14 protein-coding genes are annotated in these 15,061 nt (G+C 67.5%); 9 read left to right on the top strand and 5 right to left on the bottom strand.

Annotated features, from left to right (window positions below):
• Nucleotides 1-118: 118 nt before the first annotated feature.
• The 5 genes from ABD209_RS09975 (at nucleotide 119) to ABD209_RS09955 (ending at nucleotide 6,966) form a co-directional block, all read left to right on the top strand.
• Nucleotides 119-394 carry a hypothetical protein gene (locus tag ABD209_RS09975; protein WP_344065516.1) on the top strand — a complete coding sequence of 92 codons (276 nt, stop codon included), beginning with the start codon at nucleotides 119-121 and terminating at the stop codon, nucleotides 392-394.
• Nucleotides 395-408: 14 nt separating this feature from the next.
• Nucleotides 409-5,241: a DEAD/DEAH box helicase gene (locus ABD209_RS09970; protein ID WP_344065513.1), complete on the top strand. Its 4,833-nt coding sequence runs from the start codon at nucleotides 409-411 to the stop codon at nucleotides 5,239-5,241.
• A complete protein-coding gene (locus ABD209_RS09965; RefSeq protein WP_344065510.1) occupies nucleotides 5,238-6,278 on the top strand; it encodes a restriction endonuclease in 1,041 nt (346 codons plus the stop codon). Before ABD209_RS09970 ends, ABD209_RS09965 begins: the two co-directional genes overlap by 4 nt.
• Before the next feature lie 77 nt (nucleotides 6,279-6,355).
• Nucleotides 6,356-6,547 (top strand): DNA-binding protein, encoded by a 192-nt coding sequence (locus tag ABD209_RS09960; protein WP_344065507.1) that lies wholly within the window; start codon nucleotides 6,356-6,358, stop codon nucleotides 6,545-6,547.
• Nucleotides 6,548-6,618: 71 nt separating this feature from the next.
• Complete coding sequence (locus ABD209_RS09955) at nucleotides 6,619-6,966, top strand: PIN domain-containing protein (RefSeq protein ID WP_344065504.1); 348 nt, start codon at nucleotides 6,619-6,621, stop codon at nucleotides 6,964-6,966.
• Between the two features lie 67 nt (nucleotides 6,967-7,033).
• Here the strand turns inward: ABD209_RS09955 and ABD209_RS09950 are convergent, their stop codons facing one another.
• The 5 genes from ABD209_RS09950 to ABD209_RS09935 all read right to left on the bottom strand — a co-directional run bounded on the left by ABD209_RS09950 (nucleotide 7,034) and on the right by ABD209_RS09935 (nucleotide 10,253).
• A complete protein-coding gene (locus ABD209_RS09950; protein WP_344065501.1) occupies nucleotides 7,034-7,180 on the bottom strand; it encodes a hypothetical protein in 147 nt (48 codons plus the stop codon).
• Between the two features lie 258 nt (nucleotides 7,181-7,438).
• The gene (locus ABD209_RS19830; protein WP_425564639.1) at nucleotides 7,439-7,753 is read right to left on the bottom strand and encodes a site-specific integrase; all 315 of its coding nucleotides are present in this window, start codon (nucleotides 7,751-7,753) and stop codon (nucleotides 7,439-7,441) included.
• Nucleotides 7,720-8,259, bottom strand: coding sequence for a site-specific integrase (locus ABD209_RS09945; protein WP_344065498.1), 540 nt, complete (start codon nucleotides 8,257-8,259; stop codon nucleotides 7,720-7,722). The genes ABD209_RS19830 and ABD209_RS09945 overlap by 34 nt, the downstream gene beginning before the upstream one ends.
• 656 nt (nucleotides 8,260-8,915) lie before the next feature.
• Nucleotides 8,916-9,137, bottom strand: a complete 222-nt coding sequence (locus ABD209_RS09940; RefSeq protein ID WP_344065495.1) for a hypothetical protein — start codon at nucleotides 9,135-9,137, stop codon at nucleotides 8,916-8,918.
• A 306-nt stretch (nucleotides 9,138-9,443) separates the two neighbouring features.
• The gene (locus tag ABD209_RS09935) at nucleotides 9,444-10,253 is read right to left on the bottom strand and encodes a FadR/GntR family transcriptional regulator (protein WP_344065492.1); all 810 of its coding nucleotides are present in this window, start codon (nucleotides 10,251-10,253) and stop codon (nucleotides 9,444-9,446) included.
• Between the two features lie 171 nt (nucleotides 10,254-10,424).
• Here ABD209_RS09935 and ABD209_RS09930 point away from each other — a divergent pair, with 171 nt between their 5' ends.
• Genes ABD209_RS09930 through ABD209_RS09915 form a run of 4 tightly spaced genes read left to right on the top strand, consistent with a single transcriptional unit; the run spans nucleotide 10,425 to nucleotide 15,053 of the window.
• On the top strand, nucleotides 10,425-12,167 hold the full coding sequence (locus tag ABD209_RS09930) for an L-lactate permease (RefSeq protein WP_344065490.1): 1,743 nt from the start codon (nucleotides 10,425-10,427) through the stop codon (nucleotides 12,165-12,167).
• Nucleotides 12,164-12,934, top strand: coding sequence for a (Fe-S)-binding protein (locus ABD209_RS09925; RefSeq protein ID WP_344065487.1), 771 nt, complete (start codon nucleotides 12,164-12,166; stop codon nucleotides 12,932-12,934). The genes ABD209_RS09930 and ABD209_RS09925 overlap by 4 nt, the downstream gene beginning before the upstream one ends.
• On the top strand, nucleotides 12,931-14,400 hold the full coding sequence (locus ABD209_RS09920) for a LutB/LldF family L-lactate oxidation iron-sulfur protein (protein WP_344065484.1): 1,470 nt from the start codon (nucleotides 12,931-12,933) through the stop codon (nucleotides 14,398-14,400). Before ABD209_RS09925 ends, ABD209_RS09920 begins: the two co-directional genes overlap by 4 nt.
• Complete coding sequence (locus tag ABD209_RS09915; RefSeq protein ID WP_344065481.1) at nucleotides 14,397-15,053, top strand: LutC/YkgG family protein; 657 nt, start codon at nucleotides 14,397-14,399, stop codon at nucleotides 15,051-15,053. Before ABD209_RS09920 ends, ABD209_RS09915 begins: the two co-directional genes overlap by 4 nt.
• Nucleotides 15,054-15,061: the final 8 nt, after the last annotated feature.

Here is a 15,061-nt window from a genome sequence, read left to right as displayed (position 1 = left end):
CAACCGCCGGATCAACGCCCAGTCCTCCAAAGTGATCACTCTCCAATCTCAGAGGTGTTCACTTTTCAAGCGCCGCAACTGTTCAGTTTTCGAGCGCCGTCGACACATGGACCCTGCGATGAGAGCCCGCATCGCCGCAGCGCAGCGAGACCAACGCATCAGTCGCCTCGCGACGAAACTCGCGGTCACGTTGGCTCGTCGTGACGAAGCACTACAACGCTGGGACCGGCGCGTCGGTGACGTCCTCGTCGAGCTTACGCGCGTGGAGCACCTGACTCTCGACGAGGCAGTCGCCTGGTCCGGCACCACCCTCACCAAACCCGAGGCCCGCCGCATGCGCCAGCTGGCCGAGAGCCAGTCCGGCGAGGCCCCCCAGACTCACCCCGCCGAGTAGGGCAGGATCGACCCATGTCGACGTCGATCTATGAAGTGCTGGACGAGCTCGACGGGCAGGCGACCTCCAAGGCCGACAAGGGCAGCAAGCTCGAGCGGCTGATGGCGCAGTTCCTTCGCACCGACCCGGTCTACGCCGAGCAGTTCAGCGACGTGTGGCTCTGGCAGGACTGGCCGGACCGCGGCGGCAAGCACGACACCGGCATCGACATCGTCGCTGTCGACCGCCTGACGGGCGGCAACGTGGCGATCCAGTGCAAGTTCTTCGACCCGAACTCGACGATCTCCAAGCCCGACATCGACACGTTCCTCTCGGCGTCAGGCAAGGAGGGCTTCACCCAGCGGATCATCGTCTCGACCACGGACAAGTGGAACGCCCATGCCGAGGACGCGATCCAGGGCCAGCAGGTCCCCGTCCGTCGCATCGGGCTCGCCGACCTCGAGGCGTCGACTATCGACTGGGACGCCTTCGACTGGGCCACCCCCGAAGCGCTCCCGGTCACCGACAAGAAGAAGCTTCGGCCGCACCAGACGAAGGCCATCGAGGACGTATGCCGCGGCCTCGCCACCGCGGACCGCGGCAAGTTGATCATGGCTTGCGGCACCGGCAAGACGTTCACGTCCCTCCGGCTGGCCGAGCAACTCGTCGGCGCCGGTGGCAGCGTCCTCTTCCTGGTCCCCTCGATCAGCCTGCTGTCGCAGACCCTCCGTGAGTGGGCCACCGAGGCCGAGGTGCCTCTCGCCTCCCTCGCCGTCTGCTCGGACCGCAAGGCCACCGCCCGCTCCAAGGCCACCAACGAGGACATCTCCGCCGTCGACCTTGCCCTCCCCTCGACGACGAACATTGCCGTCCTCGAGTCCCGCTGGACCCAGGCGGTCGGCGAGACGGACTCGATGACCGTCGTCTTCGCGACCTACCAGTCGATCGACGTCGTCGCCCAGGCCCAACAGCAAGGTGACCTGCCCGCGTTCAACCTGATCGTCTGCGACGAGGCTCACCGCACGACGGGCACGACCCTCGCCGGCGAGAACGAGTCCGCCTTCGTGCGGATCCACGATGCGGCATACATCCGTGGCGACAAGCGGCTCTACATGACCGCCACGCCCCGGATCTACGACGACGCGTCGAAGGCCAAGGCTGGTGAGGCCAGCGCCGTGCTGGCGTCGATGGACAACGAAGACCTGTTCGGCGAGGAACTCCACCGGCTCGGTTTCGGTGAAGCCGTCGCTCAGGACCTGCTCGCCGACTACAAGGTCCTCGTCCTGGCCGTCGACGAGACCGCGGTCTCCCGTACCTTCCAGCTCCAGCTCGCCGATGAGGGCAACGAGCTGCGCCTCGACGACGCCGCCAAGATCGTCGGCTGTTGGAACGGCCTGGCGAAGCGCGGCTCCGCCGAGCACTCCTTCGAGGCCGACCCGGCCCCGATGCGGCGTGCGGTCGCCTTCGCCGGCACGATCAAGGACTCCAAGCACATCGAGTCCCTCTTCGCCGAGACGGTGAGGCAGTATGCCGCGGCGCACGACCTCGACGACGCCGCCGGCGACCCGGTCCTGTCCTGCGAGATCCAGCACGTCGACGGCACCTTCAACGCGCTCCAGCGCAACACCCGCCTGGACTGGCTCCGCGCGGACGTCCCCGACGGCGTATGCCGCATCCTCACCAACGCCCGCTGTCTCTCTGAGGGAGTGGACGTCCCCGCCCTCGACGCGGTCATGTTCCTCTCGCCGCGCAAGTCGGTTGTCGACATCGTGCAGTCCGTGGGCCGCGTCATGCGCAAGGCGCCCGGCAAGCAGTACGGCTACATCATCCTGCCGGTCGGCATCCCCGCGGGGATGACTCCCGAACAGGCACTGAGGGACAACAAGCGGTATGCCGCGGTGTGGGAAGTCCTGCAGGCTCTCCGCGCGCACGACGAACGCTTCAACGCCATGGTCAACCGGATCGAGCTGGTCAAGCAACGCGACGACAAGATCAACGTCATCGGCGTCCCCGGCCCCGACGGCCGCGGTGAATCAGACGGCGACTCGACCGGCAGCCAAGGGACTCTCGCACTGACGTTCCTCGACGAGTGGCGTGAGGCGATCTACGCGAAGGTCGTCGCGAAGGTCGGGTCGCGACGCTATTGGGAGGACTGGGCCAAGGACATTGCCGACATCGCGCAGCGGCACATCACCCGCATCACCGCCCTCCTTGACGGTGGCAATCCCAAGGTCACCGCAGAGTTTGACCGGTTCCTCACGGGCCTGCGCGGCAACCTCAACAACGGCATCACCCACGCCGATGCCGTCGACATGCTGGCCCAGCACCTCATCACCCGGCCAGTCTTCGAAGCGCTCTTCGGCGGCTATGACTTCGCCGCGCATAACCCCGTCGCCCAGACCATGGAGCGCATGCTGATCGCCCTGGACGAGCACAATCTCGACGACGAGAACCACTCCCTGGAGAAGTTCTACGACTCAGTCCGGATGCGGGTGCAAGGCGTCGACACGGCCGAGGGCCGGCAGAAGCTCATCGTCCAGCTCTACGACACCTTCTTCGCCACCGCCTTCAAGAAGACCGTCGACAAGCTCGGCATCGTCTACACACCGGTCGAGATCGTCGACTTCATCCTCCGCTCCGCCGATGACGTGCTGCGGGAGCACTTCGGCCAAGGCCTGACCGATGAAGGTGTCCACATCCTTGACGGCTTCGTCGGCACCGGCACCTTCATCACCCGGCTTCTGCAACTCGGGCTTATCGAGCCGAAGGATCTCGCTCGCAAGTACGCGCAGGAGTTGCACGCCAACGAGATCCTGCTCCTCGCCTACTACATCGCCGCGGTCAACATCGAGACGACCTACCAGGACCTGCGCGGCGAGCTCGGCGACCCGGGCGACTACGAGCCCTTCCCCGGACTGATCCTTACCGACACCTTCCAGTCGTGGGAGGAAGGCGACACCCTCGACACCACCGTCTTCGTCCAGAACAACGCCCGCCTCGAGCGGCTCAAGGCCCTCGACATCCAGGTCATCGTCGGCAATCCGCCGTACTCATCTGGCCAGGACTCAGCCAATGACAACAACGCCAACGACTCCTATCCAACGCTTGACTCAGCAATCCGGGACACCTATGGCGCGCGGTCGACAGCGACGAACAAAAACTCGCTCTACGACTCCTACATCCGGGCCATCAAGTGGGCGTCCCTCAGGATTGCCGACCGCGGTGTGGTCGCCTTCGTGACGAACGGCGGCTGGCTCGACTCCAACACCGCCGACGGGATGCGCCTCACACTCGCGGATGAGTTCAGCGATATCCACGTCCTCAACCTCCGCGGCAACCAGCGCACCGCTGGGCAGCAGTCGCGGAAAGAGGGCGGCAAGGTCTTCGGCGGCGGATCCCGGGCCACCGTGGCGGTCACGGTGTTGGTCAAGGACCCGCATAGATCGGGGCCGGCTCGAATTCACTACACAGACATCGGTGACTACCTCACCCGAGAGGACAAGCTCGCCAAGACCCAAGCGGCTCAGCGCATTACGGGGCTAGAACCCGTCATCCAGATCACGCCAAACACCCCCGGCGACTGGCTCAACCAGCGCCGCGACGACTTTGGCACATTCATTGCCGTTGGCGCCAAATACGGCGAACCTGCCATCTTCCATCTCTATTCAGGCGGGCTGAAGACCAATCGCGATGCGTGGTGCTACAACTTCTCAACGACAACATTGACCAACAGCATGCGACTGTTGATCGATACTTATGAGAACGATCGAAAGTGCGGTCGAACGAGTCTTACGGCCACAACTGACCCGCACAAGATCAGTTGGAATCGGGGGCTCCTTTCGGATCTCGACCGGCAGAGAACGCGTGCCTTCGACCAGCGCGCTTCACGACTGGCGACTTACCGGCCATTCACCCGCGAGAACGTCTACTTCGAGCGCGCTCTCAACGACATGGTCTATCGACTTGAAGATCTCTTCCCAAGCCGCGACCTCCGTACAAAAGGCTTCTACTGTCTAAACCCAGGCGCCGACAAGCCGTTCTCGACTCTGACCGTCGCGGATCTGCCCGATCTGGCCTTCTACGGATCCAACGCTGGACAGTTCTTTGCGCGCTGGCGGTACGAGAAGGTCGAGGCCGAGGAGGGGATGCTCAGTCTCGACACGGCAAACGACGATGACGCCGAGGCGATCGATGGCTACCGGCGGATTGACAACATCACCGACCACGCGTTGACGACCTTCCGCGCGGCATACGGAGACCGCATCACGAAGGACGACATCTTCTTCTACGTCTACGGGCTGCTCCACTCCCCCGACTACCGGGAGACCTACGCGGCCGACCTCAAGAAGATGCTCCCCCGCATCCCGCTCGTGACGGACCCCTGGCCCTACGTCGAGGCCGGTCGACGACTCTCCGAGCTCCACCTCGGCTACGAATCTGTCACTCCCTATCCCCTTGCGGGACTGGACGATCCCGCGCCGACGGGCGACGCGGCATACGACCATTTCCGCGTCGAGAAGATGACCTTCGCCAAGGTCCGCCATGCCGAGACGAAGAAGCTCGTCGCCGACCGCTCGACGGTCATCTACAACTCGCGGATCACGCTGAGCGGAATCCCTGAGGAGGCGTGCCGCTACCAGCTCGGCAGCCGGTCGGCGATCGAGTGGATCCTCGACCGGTACCAGGTCAAGGTCGACGGCGGTCCCAAGGGCTCCGGGATCGTCAACGACCCCAACGACTGGTCCCGCGAGGTCGGAGACCCGCGCTACATCATCGACCTGCTCGCCCGCATCGTCACGGTCAGCCTGGAGACGATGACAATCGTCGACTCCCTCCCGCCACTCGATATCCGATCGGAGACAACATGAGCGCCGCATGGGTCGTCAGGGCAGGTCGGTACGGAGAGCGCGACGACTGGGCCTGGGAGACGGGGCACTCTGGCGGCGGGTGGATGGAAGTCCCGGATCTTTCACCGTTCACGACTCGGGCAGAGATCGAAGAGGTCATCGCCGAGACGTTCGGAACGGACTCTGCCGGCAAGGTTGCCGGCTACACGGGCCAGATGTGGGCACTCAGACACCGCATTCAGCCCGGTGACCTCCTCGTCCTCCCCATGAAGACGACTCGGGAGATCGCGCTGGGTCGCGTCAGCGGCGGTTACGAATACCTCGCTGATGAGGGCGATCCCAACTGTCGCCATGTCGTCACCGTCGATTGGCAGAACCGGGTTCCTCGTGCGGTGGTCAAGCAGGACCTGCTCTACACGCTAGGAAGCGCAATCTCGATCTTCTCCCCCAGTCGCAACAACGCTGTCGCCCGGCTCGAGCACCTGCTGGTTCACGGCGAGGACCCGGGTGCGCTGGGAGCAGGGACTGCACCTTCGACTCCGACTCAGCACCCCGAGGACGTCGTCGACGACCCGGAGTCCAAGCCGAACGTGGCCGAGGTGGCGGCAGACCAGATCACCACTCGGATCGGCGAGGAGTTCTCCGGTCATGGTTTCGCCCACCTCGTGGCCGAATTGCTCCGAGCCGAGGGATTTGACGTGGATGAGGCTCCGCCCGGGGCCGACGGCGGCATCGACATCACCGCGGGTCGAGGATTGCTCGGGCTTGAATCTCCGAAGGTGATCGTGCAGGTCAAGACCGGGCAGATCGGCTCCGAGGTCGTTGCTCAGCTCAACGGCCTCGTGAGCACGCATGGAGCCGACTACGGCCTCTTGGCGACGTGGACTGGCCTGAGCAAGCCGGCGCGGGATGCGGTGAAGCACCAGAGGTTCCGCGTGAAGGTCTGGGACTCGACGGACGTCATTGATGCTCTGCAGCGGAACTACGAGCGTCTGCCGGAGGACATCCGCGCGAGGGTCCCACTCCAGCGGGTGTGGATGCTCCGCGACGAGAGTTGATGGCCGTATCGATTCTTGGCCAGCGTTGATCCTCCCGCCGCGATTGCTCGCTTTCGGATGACGAAGGAGGACTTGCCATGACACTCAAGACCCGTCGTCAGTTCGAAACCCTCGCCCGCGCCGCCGAGCGGACCGGGCTCAGCACCAGGACTTTGCGCCGACGCATCGCTGTCGGCGACCTCGTTGCCTACCGGAACGGGCCGCGTGTCATCCGGCTCGACCCGGATGACGTCGACCGCCTGATGGTCCGCATACCTACGGCTGGATGATGCGCTTACGGCACGGTGTGTGATGTTCGCGTCCGGCCAGCCATGTCACTGCGAGTTGGGAAACTTCACTCATGCGCGTGGGGATCTACATCGATGGCTACAACCTCTATTACGGCGGCCGAGGCATCTGCGGCCGCGGTGTCGCCGGATGGCGGTGGCTCGACCTGCGCGCAATGATGGAGGCTGTCATCGCCGCGCAGTCGCCCTGGTCGGCAACAGCCGACAGCCGGGTGGTGTTCTGCACGGCACGGATTCGCGGCCGTGACAACGTCAGCAGCCAACGCGACCAGGACACCTACCTCAGAGCTCTGGTCGCACACGGCGCCGTCGATGTGATCGAGTACGGGAACTACGTGGCCAGGACGGCGACAGCCCCGCTGGCCACAGCCGATCGTCGCGGCCGGCCCCGTACTCACTGAGGCGAACTGGCCCCTCATGGTTCGAGATGCCCACGGGTCCGACGTCGCCCATGCGACCTTCATGGCCTCAGTGGCGCGGCGTGAAGAGAAAGGCAGCGACGTCAACGTCGCAAGTCACATGCTCGTCGACGTCCTCGGCGGTGCCGTGGAAGCTGCCCTCGTCGTGAGCAATGACAGTGACCTGAAGATGCCCGTTGACGTGGTCCGACAGCATATACCGCTGGGCCCCATCAACCCGACCAAGGGCTATCCCGCCGGGGCATTGAACGCTGGCCCTGCTACCGGGGTGGGCGGCCACTGGTGGTACCAACTCACGGCCGCAGACTTCACGGGCCATCAGATGCCAACGACCGTCGGTCGGCGCAGCAGACCCGTTGGATGGTGACGTGAATAAACCCGGCCCCTGAGGGGCCGGGCGGTAGGCGTCGAGTGTACACGTCACTGTGCCCGTCGCCAGTTCTCGCTCGTTCGGCTACGGTGGATCGCGAAGACCCCGGAACGATCCCTGGCTCAGACCACATCGCCGGGGTTTCGTCTTATCCCCACTTCTTGGCTTCCTTGGACTCCGGGCCGCGATCTCGGCCTCCCTCCCCCGCGCAACGTGTTGGTAGCGCAGCGCCATCTGCGGAGTGGAGTGCCCGATCCTCCCCATGAGTTCGGCAAGAGTCGCACCCGACTGTGCCGCGAGAACGGCTCCGGTATGCCGCAGGTCGCGAACACGCAGATCGGGGCGGCCAGCGGCCAACCGGGCCTTCAACCAGTGTCGTCGCAGCGTGTTCGTGTGCACCTGCGCATCGGGGTCTTTGACGGACGGGAAGAGCAGCGCTTCGCGACCGAGCGCGACATGCTCTGAGAGGTGCTGTCGAGGATCGGCAGCAGGTGTGGAGGCACCGCGATGTCCCGTACCCCCGCGATGTTCTTCGGTTTGCCGACGGTGACCTCCTTGCCGATGCGGACGACTCCGCGCATGACGTGGATGGTCCCGGCCTTGAGATCAACGTCCTTGCGACGAAGTTCTGAGGCCTCACCGAACCTGAGGCCACACCACGCGCCGATGAGCACCAGCGCGCGATATTGCGCAGGGATCCTTTCCAGCAGCACCTCAAGTTCGCCAAGGGTGGCCGGCTCGATCGACCGGACGCGCTTGGCTGACCCAGCGCCGCGGATTCGGCAGGGGTTCGAGGCGAGGATCTCGTCGGTCACCGCTGTGGACAGGATCGATCGCAGCAGGCTGTGGGTGTGCGCCCGCTGGGTCGGCCGGCTCGAATCCAAGCCGCTGTGCCACGTCCTCACCACTGGCGGGGTGATATCCCGAAGGGACACCTCCCCGAAGGCGGGCAGGATGAAGCGATCCAGGAGTCGCCGATACAGCGCAGTGCGCTGTGAGGGCGTGGGATGGGGCCGGACAGTTCTGGCACGAGGGTGTGCGGCGGTGTGGCCCTGGGTGGGGTGTGCAGGGGGGTGGGGGCTGCGGCGAGGACCTGAGAGGTGGCGCCGACGGCCCGCACCTGTCGGGTGATGCCGTCGCGGACCGGCCCGGGGGTGGCACGGTCCGGCTGGCGGCCAGGTCGCGCGGGTTGACCCACGCCTGGTCGGGGCTGTCGACGACACCTGTGGTGGGGTCGGCGGCGAACTGGCTGAGGAACTGTTGAGCACCCAGGGCGCTGACACGTGTTCGGGGATCCAGTGCGGCGTCGAGCAGCAGCCCTGCGATCTCACGGGGGGCAGCCAAGGCGTCGGTCAGGGCGCTGACCGCTTCGGGCAGGTCGGTGCGCGCGGCGATGGTGTGGCGGGGTCGGCCACGGCGGTGGCGTCGAGCACCAGGGCGCACAGGGCCTGGATGAGCTGGCCGCCGGCGGCGCGCAGGTCGGCATTGGTGGGGCCGTGGGCGGGCCCGGTCAGGTCCCGGAAGGTGCCGTGCAGCGCACCCCACGCGGATTCGGCTGCGGTCAGGTGTGGTTCGAGCTGGCCTGGTGGGTGACGGGGTCGATGGCGGGGCTGCCAGCGGCGGCGTCGAGGACGACACGGGTCGCGGCCAGGATGGTGGTCTGGACGCGGGTGATTTCGGCGAGGGTGGCCATCGCGGGCTGTCGGGCCAGGGCGCGGCGGGTCTGGATGTCCCAGGCGGCCAGGCGGTGCGCAGCCGGTCCGGTGGCAGCGTAACGCGGCACTCGGCGGCGGGGGCTCGTGGGAAGTTCCGGTAGACCTCGGCCCCGGCCGAGCCTTCAGCGCACTCGAAAGCCCTGAAGGTCCCTGCTTGGTTATGCGAAGCATCGGGCCGGCGGGGGTCATGGCCCGGGGACCAGCATGACCGCCAGGGTGTCGGGCTCTGGCGTACATGACGCAACGGATCATGCCGACGGCCAGGCGGTGTCCGCGGCAAGCCGGCTCCCGCGGTTATCAAAGGAGTTGGCAGTTGGCGCCCGCCCTCACAACTTCCAGAGTCTGGGCCTTCCGGTTCAACAGCAGCCAAAGCCTCAGGTGGGTCTGCCAGCGGTGAGCGTGTGCCAAGCGGAGCGAATGTGCTCCTCAGTGAGGTCGGCCGCCGCGTGGCCGTCACCGCGGGCAACTGCGGCGTAGATCGCCTCGTGGTCGCGACGGAGAACGGGGGCGACCACGTCCCAGGACTCGAGCGTGCGGAACCGGTCCAGGATGGGCAGGCGCATCGACTCGCGGATCGCCGCCGTGAAGTCGCGAGCAAGGACGTTGCCCGCCGCCGATGCCAAGGCAACGTGGAATGCGGTGTCGCAGTCGTTGAAGTGTGCCCGGTCGATGCCGGGGTCGCCCATGACGTCGAGCAGGTCGCGCATCGCCACAAGGTCGTCCACGCTCGCGTGCGTGGCCGCAAGCCGGGCGCTGAGGCGCTCGAGAGCCACGCGAACCTCGATGACGTCGTGCAGGGGAAAGTTCGCCAAGGCGACGTGCTGACGTAGCAGCCGGCTCAGCGCCTGACTGGGAACGGCGGTGATCGTCGTGCCCCCGGCCGATCCCGCGCCCACCGACGACCTCACGACGCCCTGTGCCTGGAGGGTCCGGATCGCCTCCCGGACAGCGGCCCTGCTGACGTCGAGCAGTCTGGCCAGCTCCCGCTCCGCCGGCAAGTGGTCTCCCACGCCGAGCTCACCGGCCAGGATGCGCTCGTCCACCCAGGTCAGCACGACCTCAAAGGCGCGGACACCGGGTGATGTCACACCAGGCGCAACCCCCTCCGCGGGGCTGGGGTCGGCGACGGGCTCGCTGGCGGCACGAGGATGCTCGGTCGTCGAGGGGGCTGCGGTGTCGTTCACAGCAACAAGGATGCAGCATCCCCTGTCCGGTGAGCCAGAGAGGTCCGACCATTGGCCGAAGTAGTTGGTCCGACCATTGACATGCGCTATCGGTCCCCCTATCGTTTTCACCAGCCCAAATGGTCTGGCCATTCGGGTCTTGAGCCCAGTGACGTGCGACTCGGAGGACCAATGACTGCGTTAACCCTCGTACCCACCGCGTTTAAACCGGACATCTCCCCGGTAGCGGACAGCCTGGCGATCTCGGCCCTCGTGGCCCTGCTCCCCCTGATCACCGTTTTCCTCACCCTCGGTGTCCTGCGGTGGAAGGCCCACTGGGCCGGCCTCACGTCGGTCGCCGTGGCCATCGTCGTGGCCTCCCTCTTCTTCGGGATGCCGCTCGGGCTCGCCGCTCTCGCCGCGACCCAGGGCGCCGCGTTCGGCCTGTTCCCGATCATGTGGATCGTCTTCACGGCGATCCTGCTCTACCAGGTGACGGTGCGCTCGGGCCGGTTCGAGGACCTGCGCGCGACGTTCCACCTCATCTCCGACGACCCGCGCGTCCAGGCGATCATCATCGCCTTCTGCTTCGGTGGCCTTCTCGAGGCGCTCGCCGGCTTCGGCGCCCCCGTCGCGATCACCGGCGTCATGCTCATGGCCCTGGGCTTCTCACCGCTTCGCGCCGCCGCCGTCGTGCTCCTGGCCAACACCGCACCCGTCGCGTTCGGGGCGGTCGGCACCCCGATCATCACCGCGGGCAACCTGACCGGCATCCCCTACCAGGAGATCGGCGCGTACGTCGGTCACCAGACCCCGATCGTCGCGGCGTTCGTCCCGCTCCTGCTCGTCCTCATGGCCGACGGTCGACGTGGCGTGCGCCAGACCTGGCCGATCGCCGTCGTCGTCGGCCTGACGTTCGCGATCTTCCAGTGGATCTCCGCGACGTGGATCTCCGTCGAGCTCACCGACATCATCGCCTCCCTCGCAGGCCTGGCCGCGGCCGTGCTGTTCCTCAAGGTGTGGCAGCCCAAGGGGCGCGAGGCGGCGCTGGAGACCCTGCACTCCGAGCGCGAGCGGGAGTTCGCGATGGCCGGCGGTCCCGAGACGTCCAGCGGCTCGGCCGGCGCCGGTCCCGCCACCGACTACGTCGTGTCCGGAGAGGAATTGGCGGAACGCGCCGACGGCCTCACCCGCGCACGCATCATGATGGCGCTGTTCCCCTACCTGCTCGTCATCGTCGTCTTCGGGATCGCCAAGCTCATCGCGCCGGTCAAGTCGTGGTTGACCACGACCGACATCAAGATCCCCTGGCCGGGGCTGTCGGGCGAGGTGCTCACGATAGCCGGCACCCCGAGCGCGGCGACCACGTACACCCTGTCCTGGCTCAGCTCGCCGGGATCCATGCTCCTCATCTGCTCCCTCATCGTCGCTTTCGTCTACGGGATCGGACTGGCCGGGTGGGGAGCCGAGGCCTGGGCCACCGCGCACAAGATGCGCTACGCGTTCCTCACCGTCGCCTCGATGCTCGCCCTGGCCTACGTCATGAACTTCTCCGGCCAGACCATCACGATCGGCACCTGGATCGCTGCGACGGGCGCCCTGTTCGGCTACCTCAGCCCGACGCTCGGGTGGATCGGCACCGCCGTCACCGGATCGGACACTAGCGCCAACGCCCTGTTCGCCACCCTGCAGCAGAGCGCTGCCGAGACGGCCGGAATCGACCCGACCCTCCTGGTCGCGGCCAACACCTCGGGCGGGGTCGTCGGCAAGATGATCAGCCCGCAGAACCTCACCATCGCAGCGACTGCCGTGGGTCTCGTCGGCCGCGAGTCCGACATCCTGCGTAAAGTCCTGCCATGGAGCATCGGTCTGATCGTCGCCATGTGCATCCTCGTCGGTCTCCAGTCGACCGTCCTGTCCTGGATGCTTCCGTGACCGCGCCGACCCGCGCGGTGGCCGACCTCAAGGTCGCCCTGTTCGCCACGTGCTTCAACGACACGATGTGGCCCGAGACCCCCAAGGCCACGGTCCGGCTCCTCGAGCGGCTCGGCTGCCGGGTCGAGTTCCCGGCGGACCAGACGTGCTGTGGCCAGATGCTCACCAACACCGGCTACGGCTCCAAGGCCGTGCCTCTCGTGCGCCGGTTCGTCGACGTCTTCGGGGGCTACGACGCCGTCGTGGCACCGTCGGGCTCGTGTGTTGGGTCGGTGCGCGAGCAGCACCGGGGCATCGTCGAGCTGGTCGGCGACCACCGGCTCACCAGCCAGGTCGAGCAGGTCACCCCGAAGGTGTACGAGCTGTCCGAGTTCCTCGTCGACGTCCTCGGGGTCACCGACGTCGGGGCGTACTTCCCGCACCGGGTCACCTACCACCCCACGTGCCACTCCCTGCGGATGCTGCGGGTCGGCGACCGCCCGCTCCAGCTGCTGCGGGCCGTGCGCGGCATCGACCTCCTGGAGCTGCCCGGCGCCGAGGAGTGCTGCGGGTTCGGTGGCACGTTCGCGATGAAGAACGCCGACGTCTCCATCGCGATGGGCTCCGACAAGGCCCGGCACGTGGTGCAGAGCGGAGCCGAGGTGGTCGTCGCCGGCGACAACTCGTGCCTGGCCCACATAGGCGGGATCCTGGACCGGCAACGCTCCGGGGTGCGGCGCATGCACCTGGCCGAGATCCTCGCCAGCACCGAGGAGGACCAGGCATGACCGCCACGACTCCGGGCCCCCTGCAGGAGACCTCGCCGATCTTCGTCGGGATGCCGAAGTTTCCGCAGGCCGCGCGCACCGCCCTGGCGAACACCCAGCAGCGCAGGAACCTGCGCCATGCCACCCACACGATCCGGGACAAGAGGGCCCGGGTCGTCGCCGAGGTGCCCGAGTGGGAGGCCCTGCGGGTCGCCGGGGCGCAGGCCAAGGACGAGGCGCTGACCCACCTCGGCGACTACCTCGAACAGCTCGAGGCCAGCCTGACCGCCAACGGCGCCACGGTGCACTGGGCCCGCGACGCGGCCGAGGCCAACCGGATCGTGCTGGACATCGTGCGTTCCAAGGAGGTCGACGAGGTCGTCAAGGTCAAGTCGATGGTGACCCAGGAGATCGAGCTCAACGAGGCGCTGGAGGCCGCCGGCATCCACGCGTGGGAGACCGACCTCGCCGAGCTCATCGTGCAGCTCGGACACGACCGCCCGAGCCACATCCTCGTTCCGGCGATCCACCGAAACCGCAGCGAGATTCGCGACATCTTCCGTCGCGAGATGGGAACGGTGGGCCGCGCGGCCCCCGACGACCTCACCGACGACCCAGCTCGCCTCGCCGAGGCCGCCCGGCTGCACCTGCGCGAGAAGTTCCTGCGGGCCAAGGTCGGCGTCTCGGGGGCCAACTTCGCGGTCGCCGACACGGGCACGCTCGTCGTCGTCGAGTCCGAGGGCAACGGCCGGATGTGCCTGACCCTGCCCGAGACGCTCATCTCGGTCGTCGGCATCGAGAAGGTCATTCCCTCGTGGGAGGACCTCTCGCCGATGCTCCAGCTGCTTCCCCGCTCGAGCACAGGGGAGCGGATGAACCCGTACACGACGATGTGGACCGGCGTCCACGAGGGCGACGGACCCCAGGAGGTGCATGTCGTCCTCCTCGACAACGGCCGCAGCCACGTGCTCGCCGACCGCGTCGGGCGCCAGGCGCTGCGCTGCATCCGGTGCTCGGCGTGCCTTAACGTGTGCCCGGTGTACGAGCGCACCGGCGGGCACGCCTACGGCTCGGTGTACCCGGGGCCGATCGGCGCCGTGCTCAACCCGCAGCTGCGGGGCACGGTAAGCCCGGTCGACAGGTCCTTGCCCTACGCGTCGAGCCTGTGCGGCGCGTGCTTCGACGCGTGCCCGGTGCGGATCAACATCCCCGAGCTGCTCGTCGAGCTGCGCGGCCGGGTGGTCGACGAAGCCGGTCCGAGCGCCGAGTCGGCCGCGATGCGGGCGGCGGCGTGGGTGCTCTCGGACCCCAGGCGGCTCGCCGGGGCCCAGCGGGCGGCGACCACCGCCGGCCGCCTCGTCGGCTCCCGGACGATCCGCTCGGTGCCCGGGCTCGGTGCCTGGACGAACGCCCGGGACGTGCCCACCCCGCCGACGGAGACGTTCCGCCAGTGGTGGGCCCGCGAACGAGGGACGGAGACCCCATGAGTGCGCGTGACGAGATCCTCGCCCGGGTCCGGGGCGCGACCGCCGACATCGCCACCACCCCGGGCGACCGCGGGCCGGTGGCGGTCGTCGAGGAGGCCTCCCCCGGGGTGGCCGAGACCCTCATCCTGTTCGGCGAGAACGTCGCCGACTACCGCGCGCAGGTCGTGCGGGTCGGCCCGTCCGGTGTCGCCGCCGCCGTGGGCCAGGCGCTGCGCGAGCACGGATGCCGCACCGTCGTGGTGCCGGACGGCCTCGACCCCGCGTGGCGGGCGGCCGCGCAGGAGGTCGCCCGGGTGCTGTCCGGCACCGAGGCGACCACGCACCTCGCCCGAGACACCGTGGATGCCGTCGTCACGGCATCCGCCGTCGGCGTCGCCACCACGGGCACCATCATCCTGGACCACCGGGCCGACCAGGGACGACGCGAGCTGACGCTCGTGCCGGACACGCACGTGTGCGTCATCCGCGCCGACCAGGTCGTGCACGACGTGCCCGAAGCGGTGGCCCGGCTGCGACCCGGACCCGACGGGGCCTGGCCGCTCACGTGGATCAGCGGACCGAGCGCGACGAGCGACATCGAGCTCCAACGGGTCGAGGGCGTGCACGGCCCGCGCACCCTCGTCGTCGTACTCGTCGAGGGGCCGGAGGCATGAACGCCGTC

This window comes from Nostocoides vanveenii (genome assembly GCF_039531165.1).
Classification (GTDB): Bacteria; Actinomycetota; Actinomycetes; order Actinomycetales; family Dermatophilaceae; genus Nostocoides_A; species Nostocoides_A vanveenii.
Note: the sequence above shows the minus strand (reverse complement) of the source record. Positions and strands in the feature narration are given on the sequence as shown.